The 17,410-nt window shown below is 35.4% G+C and carries 16 protein-coding genes; 4 read left to right on the top strand and 12 right to left on the bottom strand.

The features are described from left to right. Positions 1 to 342 precede the first annotated feature (342 nt). Positions 343 to 3,387 (top strand): efflux RND transporter permease subunit, encoded by a 3,045-nt coding sequence (locus tag CN326_RS11165; RefSeq protein ID WP_098309096.1) that lies wholly within the window; start codon positions 343 to 345, stop codon positions 3,385 to 3,387. Between the two features lie 286 nt (positions 3,388 to 3,673). Here CN326_RS11165 and arsC read toward each other — a convergent pair whose 3' ends face one another. From arsC to CN326_RS11130, 7 genes are all read right to left on the bottom strand, one after another. Beyond that, entirely contained in the window at positions 3,674 to 4,078 is a 405-nt protein-coding gene (gene arsC / locus CN326_RS11160) for an arsenate reductase (thioredoxin) (RefSeq protein ID WP_098309095.1), read from the bottom strand. A gap of 26 nt (positions 4,079 to 4,104) precedes the next feature. Next, positions 4,105 to 5,145: an ACR3 family arsenite efflux transporter gene (gene arsB / locus CN326_RS11155; protein ID WP_098309094.1), complete on the bottom strand. Its 1,041-nt coding sequence runs from the start codon at positions 5,143 to 5,145 to the stop codon at positions 4,105 to 4,107. 17 nt (positions 5,146 to 5,162) lie between these two features. Continuing rightward, positions 5,163 to 5,564, bottom strand: a complete 402-nt coding sequence (locus CN326_RS11150; protein WP_098309093.1) for an ArsI/CadI family heavy metal resistance metalloenzyme — start codon at positions 5,562 to 5,564, stop codon at positions 5,163 to 5,165. Positions 5,565 to 5,629: 65 nt separating this feature from the next. After that, the gene (gene arsR / locus CN326_RS11145; RefSeq protein ID WP_098309092.1) at positions 5,630 to 5,935 is read right to left on the bottom strand and encodes an arsenical resistance operon transcriptional regulator ArsR; all 306 of its coding nucleotides are present in this window, start codon (positions 5,933 to 5,935) and stop codon (positions 5,630 to 5,632) included. A gap of 250 nt (positions 5,936 to 6,185) precedes the next feature. Then, positions 6,186 to 7,100 (bottom strand): phosphate ABC transporter permease PstA, encoded by a 915-nt coding sequence (gene pstA / locus CN326_RS11140; RefSeq protein WP_098309091.1) that lies wholly within the window; start codon positions 7,098 to 7,100, stop codon positions 6,186 to 6,188. 2 nt (positions 7,101 to 7,102) lie between these two features. Further along, on the bottom strand, positions 7,103 to 7,987 hold the full coding sequence (gene pstC / locus CN326_RS11135; RefSeq protein ID WP_141525029.1) for a phosphate ABC transporter permease subunit PstC: 885 nt from the start codon (positions 7,985 to 7,987) through the stop codon (positions 7,103 to 7,105). Positions 7,988 to 8,056: 69 nt separating this feature from the next. Next, on the bottom strand, positions 8,057 to 8,956 hold the full coding sequence (locus CN326_RS11130; protein ID WP_141525028.1) for a phosphate ABC transporter substrate-binding protein PstS family protein: 900 nt from the start codon (positions 8,954 to 8,956) through the stop codon (positions 8,057 to 8,059). Positions 8,957 to 9,622: 666 nt separating this feature from the next. Between CN326_RS11130 and CN326_RS11125 the strand changes: the two genes are divergently transcribed. Genes CN326_RS11125 through CN326_RS11115 form a run of 3 tightly spaced genes read left to right on the top strand, consistent with a single transcriptional unit; the run spans position 9,623 to position 11,977 of the window. Continuing rightward, positions 9,623 to 9,880 carry a FeoA family protein gene (locus CN326_RS11125; RefSeq protein WP_098309088.1) on the top strand — a complete coding sequence of 86 codons (258 nt, stop codon included), beginning with the start codon at positions 9,623 to 9,625 and terminating at the stop codon, positions 9,878 to 9,880. Beyond that, positions 9,877 to 10,599, top strand: coding sequence for a FeoB small GTPase domain-containing protein (locus CN326_RS11120; RefSeq protein WP_098309087.1), 723 nt, complete (start codon positions 9,877 to 9,879; stop codon positions 10,597 to 10,599). The genes CN326_RS11125 and CN326_RS11120 overlap by 4 nt, the downstream gene beginning before the upstream one ends. Continuing rightward, positions 10,577 to 11,977 carry a nucleoside recognition domain-containing protein gene (locus tag CN326_RS11115; RefSeq protein WP_098309086.1) on the top strand — a complete coding sequence of 467 codons (1,401 nt, stop codon included), beginning with the start codon at positions 10,577 to 10,579 and terminating at the stop codon, positions 11,975 to 11,977. Before CN326_RS11120 ends, CN326_RS11115 begins: the two co-directional genes overlap by 23 nt. 17 nt (positions 11,978 to 11,994) lie before the next feature. On the opposite strand, the gene CN326_RS24610 is transcribed toward CN326_RS11115, so the two are convergent. The 5 genes from CN326_RS24610 to CN326_RS11090 form a co-directional block, all read right to left on the bottom strand. Beyond that, positions 11,995 to 12,135 carry a hypothetical protein gene (locus tag CN326_RS24610; RefSeq protein ID WP_098309085.1) on the bottom strand — a complete coding sequence of 47 codons (141 nt, stop codon included), beginning with the start codon at positions 12,133 to 12,135 and terminating at the stop codon, positions 11,995 to 11,997. Positions 12,136 to 12,151: 16 nt separating this feature from the next. Further along, a complete protein-coding gene (locus CN326_RS11105; RefSeq protein WP_098309084.1) occupies positions 12,152 to 13,339 on the bottom strand; it encodes a Ger(x)C family spore germination protein in 1,188 nt (395 codons plus the stop codon). Further along, complete coding sequence (locus tag CN326_RS11100; protein ID WP_098309083.1) at positions 13,323 to 14,441, bottom strand: GerAB/ArcD/ProY family transporter; 1,119 nt, start codon at positions 14,439 to 14,441, stop codon at positions 13,323 to 13,325. The genes CN326_RS11105 and CN326_RS11100 overlap by 17 nt, the downstream gene beginning before the upstream one ends. Position 14,442: 1 nt before the next feature. Further along, positions 14,443 to 15,912: a spore germination protein gene (locus tag CN326_RS11095; RefSeq protein ID WP_098309082.1), complete on the bottom strand. Its 1,470-nt coding sequence runs from the start codon at positions 15,910 to 15,912 to the stop codon at positions 14,443 to 14,445. Positions 15,913 to 16,028: 116 nt separating this feature from the next. Beyond that, positions 16,029 to 17,204, bottom strand: coding sequence for a M20 family metallopeptidase (locus tag CN326_RS11090; protein ID WP_098309081.1), 1,176 nt, complete (start codon positions 17,202 to 17,204; stop codon positions 16,029 to 16,031). Positions 17,205 to 17,410: the final 206 nt, after the last annotated feature.

The following is a 17,410-nucleotide window of genomic DNA, read 5'->3' as shown; positions in this document are numbered from 1 at the left end:
GTTTTCAAAGAACTTGTCCGCCGCTTGATTAGCGACTTCCCTATGTTAACATCTCAGTTATTCGATGTCAACATTTTTTTATTTTTCTTTTTCGCTTTCTGCTGTAGTGCAGCAGCGACGTTTATTAATATATCATCTGTATTTTTAAAGCGCAAGTACTTTTTTAAAAAATATATAAAGTTTTTTGTATACCTATTGTTAACTTGTTAACTAACCACAAAGTGAATCCCTTACTTAAGATTTTTTTTAGAAATTTTTTACATATTTTTAACTCTACTTCCCTGTCATTTGTTATATAGTAAAACAGTAAACCATCAAACCCTATTATGGAGGAATTTATTTATGGAAAGATTGACGAAGTTTTCATTAAAAAATAGGGCCGCTATTATCATCATGGTTTTTCTCATCTCTGTATTAGGTATTTATTCCGGCTCTAAGTTACCGATGGAGTTTTTACCAAGTATCGATAATCCAGTAATAACAATCACCACCTTATCCGAGGGGCTAGATGCTGAAACAATGACAAAAGAAGTAACAGAACCTCTCGAGAAACAATTTCGAAACCTTTCACACGTCGATACCATTACATCGTCAACAAGCGAAGGATTATCACGGATTGATATTACGTACACCTCAGAAGCAAACATGAAAGATGCAACACGTGAAGTTGAAAAACTCACAAACGGAATACCACTTCCAAAAGACGCAATGAAACCTGTTGTCAGCCAACTAAACACTTCTATGATTCCACTCGCACAAATTACAGTTCAAAAGAAAAACGGTTTTACACAAGCCGATGAAAAACAAATTGAAAAAGAAATTATCCCGCAACTTGAAAATATCGATGGTGTTTCCAATGTTATGTTTTATGGGAAATCAACAGCTGAATTATCTATTATATTAGATCCCATTAAAATGAAAGATAAAAACATCATAACATCACAAATTGTATCTGCCCTTCAAGGAAAAGAAGTTTCTATACCCGCTGGACAAATATCTATAAATAATGAAAATCATCTACTTCGTGTAATTGGAGAAATAAAAAATATTGAAGACATAAAAAACATTACACTCACACCAGAAGTAAAACTAAGTGATATTGCAAAAATTGAGCTAAAACAACATCATGATGCAATTTCTCATATTAATGGAGAAGATGGTGCCGTATTAGTCGTTATGAAGGAACCGAGCAAAAATGCAGTTACAATTGGAAAAGAAATCGAGAAAAAAGTTCATAATATGAGCAAGCAATATAAAGACACGTTCACTATAAAAACACTTATGTCAACGCACGAACAAGTCGAAAATGCTGTTACAAGCATGGCTAAAGAAGTTGTTCTCGGTGCTATCGCTGCTACATTCATCATTTTAATTTTCTTACGTAACATTCGTACTACTTTAATCGCTATTGTCAGTATCCCTTTATCTATACTTCTCACACTCTTTTTACTTGATCAATCTCATATCACTTTAAATATTTTAACATTAGGTGGATTAGCAGTTGCTGTCGGACGCCTTGTCGATGATAGCATCGTTGTAATCGAAAACATTTTCCGTCGTTTACAAAAAGATTCTTTCTCAAAAGACGTTATTATTGATGCTACGAAAGAAGTTGCAATCGCAATTACGTCTTCCACTTTAACGACCGTCGCTGTTTTTTTACCAATTGGCTTTGTATCAGGCGGAATCGGTGAATTTATGTTGCCTATGGTGTTGGCAGTTGTATATTCAATTCTTTCCTCTCTAGTAGTGGCCTTAACAGTTGTTCCGCTCATGGCCTTTCTACTGTTAAAGAAAACAAGACACGAAGAGCGAAAAGAAACGAAACGTTATACAGCCATTTTAAAATGGTCGTTATCACATAAATTTATCATTTTACTTACTTCTTCCTTATTGTTTGTCGGTTCAATTGTAGCTTACATTGTACTTCCAAAAGCGAATATTAAATCTGACGATAACACAATGCTTTCTATCAATATGACATTCCCTGCTAATTACGATTTAGAAAAAGGGAAACAACAAGCTTTCGAATTAGAAAAGAAATTACTTGCAGATACACAGGTACAAGACGTTACATTACGAATGGGATCTGCTTCAGAAGATGCGCAGTGGGGACAAACGACGAAAAACAATCTTGCAAGTATATATGTAGGATTTAAAAAAGGAATTGACCTTGACGCATACATTAACAAACTAAAAAAAGAGCAGAATCAATTTCAACCCGCAACATTTGATTATATAAAAGTGAGTTTTTCAAACTTCGGTGGCGGGAATACTTTACAATTTAACGTTACGGCCAACAATAGTGAAGATTTAAAGAAAACTGCCGATCTTGTTACCACAAAATTAAAAGGCTTAGATAGTCTTTCAAAAGTAAAAACAAATGTGGAAGAAGAGAAAAAAGAATGGGTCATCAACGTCGATCAAACAAAAGCAGAGAAAGCGGGATTAACTCCTGAAGTCATCGCACAACAAGTCGCATTTTTAATGAAAAAATCACCAATTGGCCAAATTTCACTCGATAATGAAAAAACAACTATTGTACTAGAACATCAAAAACCAGACATCCATAATAAAGATGCGATTTTAGACTCAAATATTCTGTCTCCAGTTACTGGTTTGATTGCATTAAAAGATGTTGCAACCATTTCTGAAAAACAAATACAAACAGAAATATTCCATAAGGAAGGAAAAGAAACAATTCAAGTTACAGCAGAAGCAAAAGATGACGATTTAAGTAAAGTAAGTAAAGATGTAAATACAGCTATTACAAATTTAAAATTACCTGATGGAGCGAAAGTTAACATTGCCGGAGCAACAGAATCGATGCAAGAAAGTTTCACTGATTTATTTAAAATTATGGGAATTGCAATTGGTGTCGTTTACTTAATTATGGTTATTACTTTCGGGCAAGCACGTGCACCTTTTGCAATTTTATTCTCTCTTCCATTAGCTGCTGTTGGCGGTATTTTAGGTTTAATTATTTCACGAACACCTGTCGATTTAAACTCTCTTATCGGTGCCTTAATGCTAATCGGAATCGTTGTGACAAATGCAATTGTATTAATAGAACGTGTACAACAAAATCGCGAAAAAGGAATGCCAACAAGAGAAGCACTATTAGAAGCTGGCTCAATAAGATTACGCCCAATTATCATGACAGCTATTACAACAATCTTCGCAATGCTTCCTCTACTATTCGGTGATACACAAGCTGGAAGCATGGTATCCAAAAGCTTAGCTGTTGTAGTAATTGGCGGTTTATTAGTTTCTACATTACTAACGCTGGTTGTTGTACCTGTTATGTACGAATTACTAGATCGAATTGGTAGCAGGAAGCATCGCAAAAAACAACATGATTCTTATACGGATATTCCAAACTCATAAAGTGAAACTTCCATAAGTAGGGGGTTTTCTTCATCCCCCACTGATAGTTAATTGAACCAATTGGTCTTTTACGGGCAGTTATCCCCCACCTATATTCTTCACTTCTCTCAATCTTGAGGTGGGGGTCTTACTACCCGTTAATACGGGATAAAATACAACAGCCACATTCAGACTTCTGGATACAACTTTATTACAAGTGCTTAAACTGTTTTAAGAAAAGAGAGAGATACTGTCAACAAACTAGAGCAGATGCTCAAAGTGTTGACGGTACCTCTTATTGAAAGAATTATTCTCCTTTTGCTGCAAATTGTTGAATGCGCTCTCCAATTTCGTTACGCACTCGTTGAAACTCAGACCATTCTTTTCCTGCTGGATCGTCAAATCCCCAATGAACTCGTTTTACATATGAAGGTGTAGTTGGACACACATCATTCGCATGATCACAAAGAGTTACTACAAAGTCAGCTTTATCTAAAATTTCTGGATCAATGACATCAGATGTTTGGTCAGTAATATCGATTCCTACTTCTTTCATCGCTTTAACTGCATTAGGATTTACTCCATGTGCCTCAATACCAGCAGAGAGTACAGTCCATTTGTCACCTAAATATTTTTTACCCCAAGCTTCAGCCATCTGACTACGGCAAGAGTTTCCTGTACATAAGAAGTAAATTGTTTTTTTGCTTTCCATATGAATTCCACCTTTTTTATGAATAGTTATTTGGGTTGTGTTTGAAAGTATTTACGTTGAAACCACAGTGCTACATTTACAAGAGCAATCATAACGGGAACTTCGACTAAAGGCCCGATAACTGCTGCAAATGCTGCGCCGGACTGAATTCCAAATACACCTACAGCTACAGCAATTGCTAATTCAAAGTTGTTACTTCCAGCTGTAAATGCTAATGTAGTTGTTACTCCGTAACTTGCCCCAATTTTTTTGCCCATAAAGAAAGAAACAAAAAACATTAATACAAAATAAATAAGTAACGGAATCGCAATACGTACAACATCAAGCGGTACACTCACAATGACTTCTCCTTTTAATGAGAACATCACAATGATTGTAAATAATAATGCGATTAATGTAATCGGGCTAATCTTTGGAATGAATACTTTTTCATACCAAATACGTCCTTTTGTTTTTACAAAGATTAAGCGCGTTAATATCCCACTGATGAATGGAATTCCTAAGTAAATAAATACCGATTTTGCAACCTCCCCCATTGTAATATCTACAATAGCACCTTCAATTCCCAACCATTCTGGAATTACTGTTACAAATACATACGCATACACTGAGAAAAATAACATTTGAAAAACAGAGTTAAAAGCAACTAATCCTGCCGCATACTCTATATCACCTTTTGCTAGGTCATTCCAAACAATGACCATAGCGATACAACGGGCTAAACCAATCATAATTAAGCCCACCATATATTCTGGCTTATCCGGTAAAAATATTACCGCTAAAGCAAACATCAGAACAGGACCAACGATCCAGTTTTGAACAAGTGATAAAACTAATACTTTTCCATCTTTAAAAACTCTCCCCATCTCTTCATAACGAACCTTCGCTAAAGGAGGATACATCATCAAAATTAAACCTATTGCAAGTGGAATAGATGTTGTACCCACTTGTAATTTATTTAAGTTACTTGTGATTTGTGGAAATAGTATTCCTATACCGATTCCTATAGCCATAGCAAGAAAAATCCAAATGGTTAAGTATCGATCTAAAAATGATAGTCGCTTCATAAAGTTCTCCTTTCATATTAACAGCAAGATGTAGATTCTATCTTATGAACGTCGCTGTCCGCCCTTGTATAGAAGAATTCCCATTCGTTACCGTCTGGGTCAGTTATCCAAAATTTATCTTGTACGGCATAGCAACATGTTGTATTTATCTCGTCTCGTGCGAAAAAACCTTCTTTTTCTAAACGGTCCTTATGGCCCTTTATTTCTTCTTCATTTTCTAATTGGAATCCAAAGTGATTAACTTGATTTCCATTCACATTATCTATTACATTTAAGGTGAAATTTAATCCTGGAGTTTCCAATAAGAATTTTGCATAATCATTCTTTACTTTAACTGGTTTTACTCCAAATACTTTTTCATAGAATTCAATAGATTTTTCTAGATTTGTAACATTAATCCCAACATGTACGTATTTCATCATAAATTCCTCCTTTGATTTTACATAATATTAATCAAAAAAAATTGATGTATAGTTTAAAAAAATTAGCAACAAGTTCCTTTTCCTGTTTTTCTAAATATACAACAAAGTTCTTCTGATAATAGATTATTTACTTCAGTATCATTTAAATCGTAGTAACTCCAAGTACCTTGCGTTTCTTTGATTATTAAATTTGCATCTAATAAAATTTTCAAGTGATAAGATAATTTAGATTGTGTCATCCCAAATACTTCTGTTAAATCACATACACAAGTTCTTCCCCTTTGACAAAGTTCATACATAATTTCTAATCTTTTTTGATCTGCAAGGGCTTTAAATTTCTTCTCATATTGTTCAAATTGTTTATTCATATCATCCAACCTCGTTCATCAATTTTTTTTGATATTTTTATTATACGCGAGACTTTTTGTTCAATACAACAGTTAAATCAATTTTTTTTGATCAATTCAATTAATAAATTAGGTCTTGATAACATGGTTTCTTTTTTCCACTCTCTACACCTTCATTATACAAACCAAAAGAAAAAGGGTGTCCTCTAAAAGTTCGATAAAATCGACCTTTTAGAGGACACCCTCTTTATTCTATATGGGATACAAGAAGTTATGCTGCTTTTACTTTACTTTTTCGGGATTTTTTCGTACCAGTAAAGCGTTTATGCAGTACAGATGCTATAAAGCGAGCAAGAATATTAAATAGTAATACCATAATAATTAATACTGCTGCTGATTTTGCTGCAATTAACTTCGCATCAGGAACAATTCCCTCAGAATTTAACTTCCAAATATGCACTGCTAATGTTTCTGCTGGTCGAAATGGGTTCAACGGATTAGCAGGACTTGAAAGATCTGCTGCTGCATTTAAAATTGGTGACGTTAATCCAGCTGTATAAATTAGTGCTGCCGCTTCACCAAAAATACGTCCAGCCGCTAAAATAACACCGGTAATAATTTGTGGTAATGCCGATGGAAGAATAATTCTAACAATTGTTTGCCACTTTGTTGCACCTAATCCAAGACTTGCTTCTTTCACATTAGATGGAATTTCTGTAATTGCATTTTCACAAACGCGCGTTAAACTTGGTAAATTTAAAATCGTTAAAGCTAACGCCCCGCCCATAGCAGTATAACCCCAACCTGCCATCGTAACAAACACAAGTAATCCAAATAAACCAACTACAATAGAAGGTAAAGATGCCATTGTTTCGATACATAGACGAACAAAATTTAAAAATCGACCTTGCTTTGCATATTCCGCAAGATAAATTCCCGCGCCAAGACCTAAAGGAATTGAGATAATTAATGTAATAACAAGCATATAGAAGGAATTAAATAATTGAGGACCAATCCCTCCTCCTGCTGTTGTATTACTTGGTTCTCCAAATAAAAAATTTGGATCCCAAAATCCCCAACCTTGTCGTAAGATTTCGTATACAAGAAAACCGAGTAAAGCGACTACAAGCACTGCAACCGCATATAAAATCCCTGTCCATATACTATTAACTGTTCTAGCATTCATCGTTATCTTTCACCTCTTTGGCCAATCGCTCGAATTACTAAGATAAATAAGAAGGAAATAAGAAGTAATATCATCGCTAATGTCCATAGCGCATTATTCCAAGCTGTCCCATTTAACGTATTTGTCATATCCATTGTCAAAATACCTGTTAAAGTTGAAGTTGGGCTATATAGTCCTTCTGGTAATTTTATTGTATTACCAATTACCATCTGAACTGCTAATGCTTCACCAAAAGCACGAGCTATTCCAAGAACAACCCCTGTTAAAATCCCCTTTTTCGCCGCCGGAACAATGACGCGGCTAATCGCTTGCCATTTCGTCGATCCTAAACCATAAGAGGCTTCTAAATATTCAAAAGGAACTGCACGAATTGCATCGGAAGCAATACTTGCAATCGTTGGCAAAATCATAATACTTAATACAACAATACCTGCAATTAAACTAAATCCTACACCACCAAAAGAATCACGTAAAAGCGGAATTAAAATGGTAACCCCTAGTAAACCATATACAACAGACGGAATCCCTACTAATAATTCTAAAACTGGCTTTAGTACTTTGTTTCCAAACTTTGGTGAAATTAAATTCATAAACACTGCTAGTGCAATTGCAATCGGCGCACTAATAATTACTGCACCGAGAGATACAGCAGTAGATCCAACTATGAAAATAACAGCTCCAAAACTTCCATCATTCGGAGCCCATTTTGTTGATGTGAATATTTCTGAAATTGAGATATTGCTTTGCGTAAATGATTGAATTCCTTTTGCACAAATGAATGCGATAATAGCTAATGTAACAGCAACAATTAATAAACCACAAAGCGTCACAAGTGTTCTTCCAATATATTCACTTTTTACGTAGTTAATTTGTTTTTTCCCCTTCATCACAAGACCACAACCTTACTTCCCATATTGAAATGAACAAGACTGGCTAAATAGCCAGCCCGTTTTATATTATTGCTTTAATTTAGACATTGGGATGTAACCCATTTCTTCTACTTTCTTCTCGAAGTCTTTACCTTTTACATAATCAATGTAACCTTTTGTTGCGTCTTTTGCTTCACCTTTTGTAATCATGTATTCATAAGACCAAAACGGATATTTACCAGAAGAAATATTTTCAGTTGTTGGTTCTACACCATCAATTTTCATTGTTTTTAAAGTACCTTTTTTGTCACCAACCATGTAAGAGTTAGCTAAATAACTAATAGATCCTGGTGTAGAGTTGATCGCTTGCTCTACTGCACCGTTTGAATCTTGTGTTGTACCTGTAGCATCGTTAATTTTTGCATCTTTCATAACTGTTTTTTCAAATGTAGCACGTGTACCAGAAGCCGCTGGACGATTAATTACATTAATCTTTTCGTCTTTTCCGCCAACTTCTTTCCAGTTTGTAACTTTACCAGAGAAAATATCTTGTACTTGTTTTAATGTTAAGTTATCAACATTTACATCTTTATTTACAACTAACGCAAATCCGATACCTGCAACTTTGTTATCAACTAATTCTTTTGCTTTATCTGCTTCTTTTATTTTATCTGCAGCAGGAACATCAGAGTTACCAACTTGAACAGCGCCAGAAGCTACTTGGTTAATTCCAGTTCCACTACCGCCACCTTGAACCGTAATTGATACTTTTGAATTTTCTCCCATAAATTCTTTAGCAGCTTCTTCTGCAAGTGGTTGAAGCGCCGTAGAACCAGCTGCTGTAATTGTACCGGATAATTCTTGCTTCGCTTCGTTACCACCTTTAGCAGTTTCTGTCTTTGTAGTGTCTGCTTTCCCACAACCTACTAAAGCACCAGCAACCACTAATGCCGCTAACGAAAATTTAAAGCCTTTTTTCATAACCATGTCTTGTACCCCCATTTGATTATCACTTTTCATTTCTACATTATTATGTGCATATCTCGTAGTACAAATTCATTGTAGGATAATAATATTATGTCAGTGTTAAGCGTTTTTTAATTTTAAGTAAAGACAGGGGATTCATAGAAAAATCCTTATATATTCATTGTTTTTAACATAAAACAAGTAAAAAACCTTAAGAAACAGAACGTATTGTAAATTTAATTTTAAGAATGTAAATTGATTGTAAATTCTTATCCTCGCTTTTACGCTTTTGTTAAGATGTTTTTTCCAAAAGCTTTACTTCCCCTTGTTAAAACACCAACATCCACAACAAAACATGGAATAACATGCAAGTTAGCCATATGAAAACTCCCGCCACTTATCTCCTTTGGATCTTGAAGTGAGGGTTTCTCGTGTATCACCTTCAAGAGATGCTTAACACGAGTGGAGTTGACACAGCTGCCTGATGGCACAACCCCTCTATNNCGGCAAACGCCTTTGGAACTACTTTTTTTAAGATGTTATAGGAACCATTCAAAAAATACCTGAATATTTTTAAAGTAGTAATTGACAACAACGCTCAATATAACCTAGTATGTTATTAACAAAATGTTTCCCTAAGGAAACATTTTGAACTCGTACTAAAAAAATAGAAGTGAGGTAACTCTTATGGTATCGGTTAAAACCCAACCACTCTCTACTTTTAAAACAGGTCAACTTGTACAAATTGAAAAAGTTCAATTAGAAGGAACCATGAAACGCCGCCTGCTTGATTTAGGATTTATTCCTGGTGCAACGATTAAAGTGTTACAGAAAAGTCCGCTTGGCGATCCCATTGCATATCAAGTAAGTAACACGACAATCGCCCTTCGAAATGAAGAAAGTTCACGAATAACAGGGACATTGATAGGAGATGATCCGAAATGAATAAGCATCGTATTGCATTAGCAGGAAATCCGAACACCGGAAAAAGTACATTATTTAATACATTAACTGGATTGAAACAACATACTGGAAACTGGACAGGGAAAACGGTATTAAAAGCTGAAGGCGAATATGAACATAACGGAAGCCTCTACACCGTAATCGATTTACCAGGAACATATTCCTTATACTCAAACTCTGCCGATGAAGAAGTTGCACGTGATTACATTATCTTTGAAAAACCAGATGTAACAGTTGTTGTTGTAGATGCTACTGCAATGGAAAGAAACTTGAACTTAGCCTTGCAAGTTATGGAAATGACAAAAGAAATTGTCATTTGTGTTAACTTGATTGACGAAGCAGAAAAGAAAGGAATTATAATCGATGAGAAAAAATTAGCAAAATCGCTTGGAGTTCCTGTTGTAAAAATTTCTGCACGTAATAAAATTGGACTCGGTCAGTTGTTAAATATAATTGAAAAAGTAGCTAATAGAAAAGTAATTTGTACTCCTTTTCAAATTACTTATAACGAAAAAATAGAACAGATGATTCAAGAACTCGAACCACAAGTCTATAAAGTTTTTGGAGATTCCTATCCTGCACGTTGGATTGCACTTCGCATTCTAGATGGAGATAAGAACTTCTTAGAATCTCTTCAAAAACATCATGAAGAACCACTTGTAAGGGAGGTTGTAATCAATGGAATCTCATTCAACCAGTAAAGCTCTTCCATTAGACTATATCGTGCAGCGCGCGCAAGCACTTGTTAAAGAAGACATTCGCGATGAAATTGTCGTTGATATCTACCGTGCTTCAGCTAATATTTGTAAGAATTCGGTTCAATACACAGATAAAAATAAATTATATCGCTCAGAGAAGCTTGATAGAATCTTTACTTCTCCTATATTCGGTTTCCCTATTATGCTCGCTATTTTATCTGTTATTTTTTATCTTACAATTGCCGGAGCTAACGTTCCTTCTGATATGATCGCTGAATTTTTTGGATGGGCAGAAGGTTATTTAACTGCTTGGTTCCAAGCGATGCATGCCCCGGAATGGTTACATGGCATCCTTATTCTCGGTTTATTCCGCGGAACAGGAGCTGTTATTAGTGTTATGTTGCCACCGATGGCTATTTTCTTCCCAATGTTTGCTTTATTAGAAAACTACGGTTACTTACCGCGCGTTGCTTTTAACATGGATCGTCTCTTTAAACGTGCCGGGGCACATGGAAAGCAATCTTTAACAATGGCAATGGGATTTGGATGTAACGCAGCTGCAATTATGTCAACACGTATTATTGAATCACCTCGTGAACGTATGCTCGCAATCTTAACAAATAACTTTGTTCCTTGTAACGGTCGATGGCCAACGCTTATTTTATTAGCATCTTTATTTATGGCCGCTGGATATACAGGTGGTATGCAAACCCTTGTAACAGCCGGAGTTGTTGTCGGCATGGTTGTAATTGGCATTATCGTAACTTTAACCGTATCATGGGCACTCTCAAAAACAGCTTTAAAAGGTGTTCCAACTCACTATACGTTAGAATTACCACCTTATAGAAAGCCAAAAATTTGGGATACAATCGTACGTGCAACGCTTGATAAATCAATATACGTTCTGAAACGTGCCGTTATCGTTGCAGCACCCGCCGCAGTATTAACATGGGTATTAGCAAATGTATTTATTGGAGACACAAGTCTTCTTATGTATATCGTAAATTTTTTAGATCCGTTTGCACAATTACTTGGCCTTGACGGATACATTTTAGCAGCATTTATTCTCGGCTTACCTGCAAACGAAATTGTTGTTCCAATTTTATTAATGGCTTATTTATCAACAGGTTCATTAACAGAGCTAGACAATTTAACACAAATTAAACAACTGTTTCTTGATCACGGTTGGACTTGGCTAACTGCATTAAACATGATGTTGTTCTCCCTTCTGCATTTCCCATGCGGAACAACACTAGTTAATATATATAAAGAAACAAAAAGTGCAAAATGGACATTTCTTTCATTTGCCATCCCTACTGTAATTGCCATTGTTGTTACATTCCTTACGGCACAATTGGTACATTGGTTAGGACTTATATGAAAAAGAAACCCAACGTATTATTCGGGTTTCTTTTTTTGCTGTATTTGTTTTTGCCAAGGCTGTGCACCGTATTCTTGTATTTTTTTATGAATGAAATAAGCAGTATAGGGGAGGATTGCCATTAAAATCGTACATATAATCCCTAAAGTTGTAAACATTATGCCGCTCCTTTACTCACCTTCTTACTGGTAAAACAGATCCTGTATGTTCAATACTTGGATGCACACGAACAATAATGTTACTCGTACTAAAATAATTTTGACCTTGGTCCCAATTTTTTTTAATTTTTATCCATTGCTTATAATTTTGACGCTTATAATATTCTCCTAATCCAAGTGCATCTACTTTTAAATTTTTTTGGACAACCTTAATTGTTTTTTGTATCTGTTTTTCAATTTCACTGGCAAGGTATTTACTAATTTCTTCAGAACTCATCGCCTTATTATCTTTCCTTAAATACACTTCTGCTAATGTTCCGTCTAAATATACATCAATTACAAATTTAGGCTTTGTAGGATTTTTTAAGAATGTATGGATTTTACGACGCATGTCACGAATTTCAAATACAATAAGCTGATTTCCTTTTTTTATTTTAAAAAAGCCCCCTACTTTTTTTCCAACAATATAATTTAATCCTAGTGTTTCCATCCCATTCAGACTACCTACAAATTTAGTATCTTTTCCGCGAAATACAGCTGCTCCTTCCATTTTAATTCCCTGCCTAGTTAGTCCTAAGACAGGAAGAACAAAACTTCGATCAGCAGACATTTTTTCTTGTAAATCACCAATTCGAACTGCTTCTAACATTTGGGCATTTTTCTGCGCATGATTTGATATCATACTTACGTATTTAGAGGGTAAATTTTCTGGTTTTGCACTCTGCTTTAAAATTTCTTCCGCTCGTCCTTTTGAAATAAAGATCCGAATATTCCTTCGCATCTCATGATCACGAAAAAATACATCTAATGTATCTTCTAAAACGAAAGGTTTCTTCAATAAGTCCTCAGAAAAAATGAGCGCTTCTATATGGGGGAAAAATAAGGATCGACTTATTTTCTTAGAGATAATCCGAATTTGAGCAAATACACTATCAGCCGTTGCATTAATATTAATGTAATTTCTTCCACTTGACGGCTTACTTCCCTGCTGCGTTAAAGAACTAGGCAACACAATTTGATACGTTCCTTTTATAAGGGGTGAATGACTGGTAGTTGTCGTTTCGCTTTTTTCTCCCTTATTCGTTGCCTTGTCTAATGCAACACCAACAACAAACCCTCTTTCTTCAATTTCCTGTCGTTCAGAGCAGCCACTTATAAGTAAAATCAAAAACAGACAACTCATTATTTTAAGAAGAAGGTTCATTTTTATTCCCCCCTCCTTTTATTTTATAGAAAATAAAAATGAGAAGAGGGACAACAAACATAACAGACATGTCAACCCAAGCTAAATATGTACCATACTTACTTATCACATCCAAATTACCTGGAATATTATTTACAACATAAATGATAGGTGCACTAATAAAAATAAACGTATGTTTTTTTATTGCAGGAAACATTGCACAAAATAAAAAAATAGCGATATCATAATACAATGCAGTTGTATTAAAAACAGTAATAATCCATGTTATAAAAAAGATTGCATCAAATCTCTCTAGAAAACCTCCCCCAATTTCAATTTCTTTTCCAAGTTCAATCGTTGGATATGTTAAAGTGCTAGTTGTTAAATAAGTAAATACACTTATACAAGTAACATAAATTAACATATAGGATAAAACAGTAATCATAACCCCTTTCGCTGCTGCCATAGGGGCTTTTTTTGTTGACTTGAGTATAGCAGCATAGAAAAAACCCACTTCAAATCCAATAAATGTAAAGGCGGATTCTCTGATTCCACCCATATATTTACTCATTTTAGTTTGAAAAAATGGGGCTAAATTTTCAAATTCCATTAAATTAACATTTAACAGCGATAACAAAATAATAGCAATAAAAACAATAGGTAAAAACAGAACAGTAAGTCTTAATAATCCTGCCCTAGATCCACAAACGCCATAAACAACAACGAGCAAATAAAAAAAGGACAAAAGCTGAACAGGTGTATCACTAAATAAATAGGTTTGAGAAATAATAGAAATTGTTCGCGCTTCATGAGCCGTAATTCCTGTAAATGTTAGTATTAAAATAAAACAGATAATATAAGTAATCGGCTTCGTTAAATACACGCTCGTATATTGAACAAAATTTTGTTTCGGAAATAAAATGGCAACCTTCATGATAAACCACGCAAAACAAGTACATATTAACCCACTTAGGAATAAAAGAATCCATCCATCCGCAAAAAGCGCATGAGTCGCCATAACACGCGGCATGGCAAGTGCACCTGTACCAATAATGGTAGAAGATATAGCAAACGTGAGTTCACGAGTACCAACTTCTTCATCTCCATACTCAAACGACTTCACTTCATCCCCTCTCCTTTGAACGCAGCGTTTTATCCTTTGGTTGTAAGTACTCCGGTCTTTCTTTCAACATTGCTTTAGACAAACGTACAACATCTTCTTTCCAATCTTTATAAAAAGCAGGTGCAATCGGTGCAGAATATGGTACTCCAACACTCGTTAAATTTACGATATGAATTGCTAAGGCAATTAATCCTAAAATAATTCCATACAAGCCAAAGACTGTAGCGGCCAACATAAACGCAAACAATAAAATACGAAAGGTAATTGTAATACTATATACTGGTAGTGAAAATGTAGCTACGGCCGTGACTGCAATAATAATGACAAGAAATGGATTTACAATACCGGCACTTACAGCAGCTTCCCCAATAACAAGGCCTCCTACAATACCAATCGTTGGCCCCATTGGCTTCGGAAGACGAATTCCAGCTTCACGAATCAGCTCCATTGTAAAAGCCATTATGAGCGCTTCAATATATGCTGGAAACGGAACACCTTCTCTTGCTCCAGCAATTGAATATGCAAGAGTAGAGGGGATAAGCCCTTGATGATAAGAGACAAGAGCTACATACATAGCCGGTAATAAAATCGCAATCGTGCCCGCTAACATTCGAAGTCCTCTTAACAACGTTCCAATCATCCAACGTTCATAGTGGTCTTCCGGTGATTGAAATATGTCAATCATCACCATTGGAGCAATAAGTGCAAACGGAGAACCATCTACTAAAATAGCTGCTTTCCCTTTTGCAAGTGAAGCTGCGACGTTATCTGGTCTTTCTGTATTTAAAAATTGAGGGAAAGGAGACAAACTATTATCTTGTATGAGTTGTTCAATCGTTCCTGTTTCAAAAATAATATCTGTTTCAATAGACTGCAGTCTCCGGTTTAATTCTTTTACAATATAAGGATTAATAATATCTTCAATGTAAGCTAGTGTTACTTCCTTCTGTGAACGTTTCCCCATAATATAGGAATGAAAACGTAATTGTGGGTCACGTATGTGACGCCGAATTAACATTTTGTTTACATTCACATCTTCAATAAATCCTAAATTAGGCCCTCGAATGATTGTCTCCGCAGAAGGTGAATCGAGACTTCGTTTCTCCCATTCACGAAAATTTACAATTATTGCAGAAGGAATACCATCCAGTAGCACAATTGTATCGCCTGCTAATAGTGCATTCATAACATCCGGAAATGTCTTTGCGATACTCACTTCTCCAACTGATAAAAATTGATCGATTAATGTTTGCATAATTGGAGCTTGTTTAGGAATGTCTTCATACTGCAATGGACGAATAACAAAACGATAAATCATGTCTTTATTGCTTAGTCCGCATAAAAATATAACTGCACATCGATCGTTTGTTCCTGAAAGAGAAAATTCACGCACAGTTAAGTCATTAGGCGAATCTAACTTTTCTCGAATTGCATTGGTAATTTTCGATAAGTTAGCATCTAACTGAATCATCTTTATCATCTAACTTTCTTTTTTCAAAATGTTGTAGTTATATTTCTCCACTTCAAACAAATATATACAAAAAGAGCTATCCTTTTGTAACAGGATAACTCGAGTAAAACACTATCTTATTCCCTATTTCTCATGAAATTCAAAACAGACGAAACAAATATTTCTACACCGACTGGCAAGGCATCCTCGTCAATTGTAAAAAGCGGATGATGATGTGGATATATAATTCTCTTCTCTTGATTTCCAGCTCCAATAAAGAAAAATGTACCTGGGGCTTTTTGCAAGAACGCGGAAAAGTCTTCTCCAGCCATCGTCGGCTGTAAATGAACAACTTGTTCCCTTCCTAAAAGTTGCAATGCCGTATTTTCTACATGCCTTGTTACATTCTCTTCATTTACAACTGGGCGATATCCATATTCATATGTAAATGTATAAGATGCCCCGTATGCCTCTGTAATACATTTTACAATTCTCTCAATTCGCTCTGCTGTTTGCTTCCGAAGCTCATCTCGTAAACTTCTTACTGTTCCTCCAATTGTCGCACTGTCAGGAATTACATTATGAGTTGTCCCTGCATGAAATTGTGTTACAGATAACACTAATGAATCTAACGGATTAGTAAGCCTGGAGACAATTTGTTGTAATTGAGAAACAACTTGCGTGCCAATTGCAATACTATCAACCGTTTCATGCGGAATACCAGCATGCCCGCCTTTTCCCACAATCGTAATCGAAAACGCATCAGGAGCAGCCATTGCTGGACCATATACAACACCAATTTTCCCAACTTCCAGTGGTGCCCAAAGGTGTGCACCAATAATATAATCGACCCCTTCCATAACACCAGCGTCAACCATTTCCTGTGCACCGCCCGGAAAGTTCTCCTCAGCATGTTGAAACAAAAAACGAATTTCACCTTGAATTTGATCCCGTTTTTGTGAAAGTGTGTATGCTGTTCCAAGTAACATCGCAATATGTCCATCATGTCCACACGCGTGCATAACTCCTTGATATCTAGAAACAAAATCAAACTCATTCTCTTCTTCAATAGGTAGTGCGTCCATATCAGCACGAAGCGCAATTGTTCTTCCTGGCTGTTTACCAACCAATTTTGCCATCACACTATACTGCGTTGGACGCGAAACTTCTAGATGAGGAAATGTTTGTAGTATGTCGTAAACCGTTTGAGATGTTTTTTCTTCATGATAAGAAAGCTCAGGATACATATGAAAATGTCTTCTCCATTGAATAAGCTGCTCTTTCGAAATAGATGCTTCTTGTATAATATCCATATACAATCATCCTTTCTCCACTAAATTACCTGTTATTATAGCGCGTACAGCCAACAAAACAAACATTATTCTGATAATTTTTACTATTAAATGTTATTGATTTATGAATTTTAAAAAATAAAAAAGCTATCGGGTTTGATAGCTTTTTTATCCCGCATTAACGGATAGTAAGACCCCCACCTCAAGATTCAGAGAAAATCGAAGAA

Source organism: Bacillus sp. AFS018417 (assembly GCF_002560985.1).
Taxonomy (GTDB): Bacteria; Bacillota; Bacilli; order Bacillales; family Bacillaceae_G; genus Bacillus_A; species Bacillus_A rhizoplanae.
This window is presented reverse-complemented; position numbering and strand designations above follow the sequence as displayed.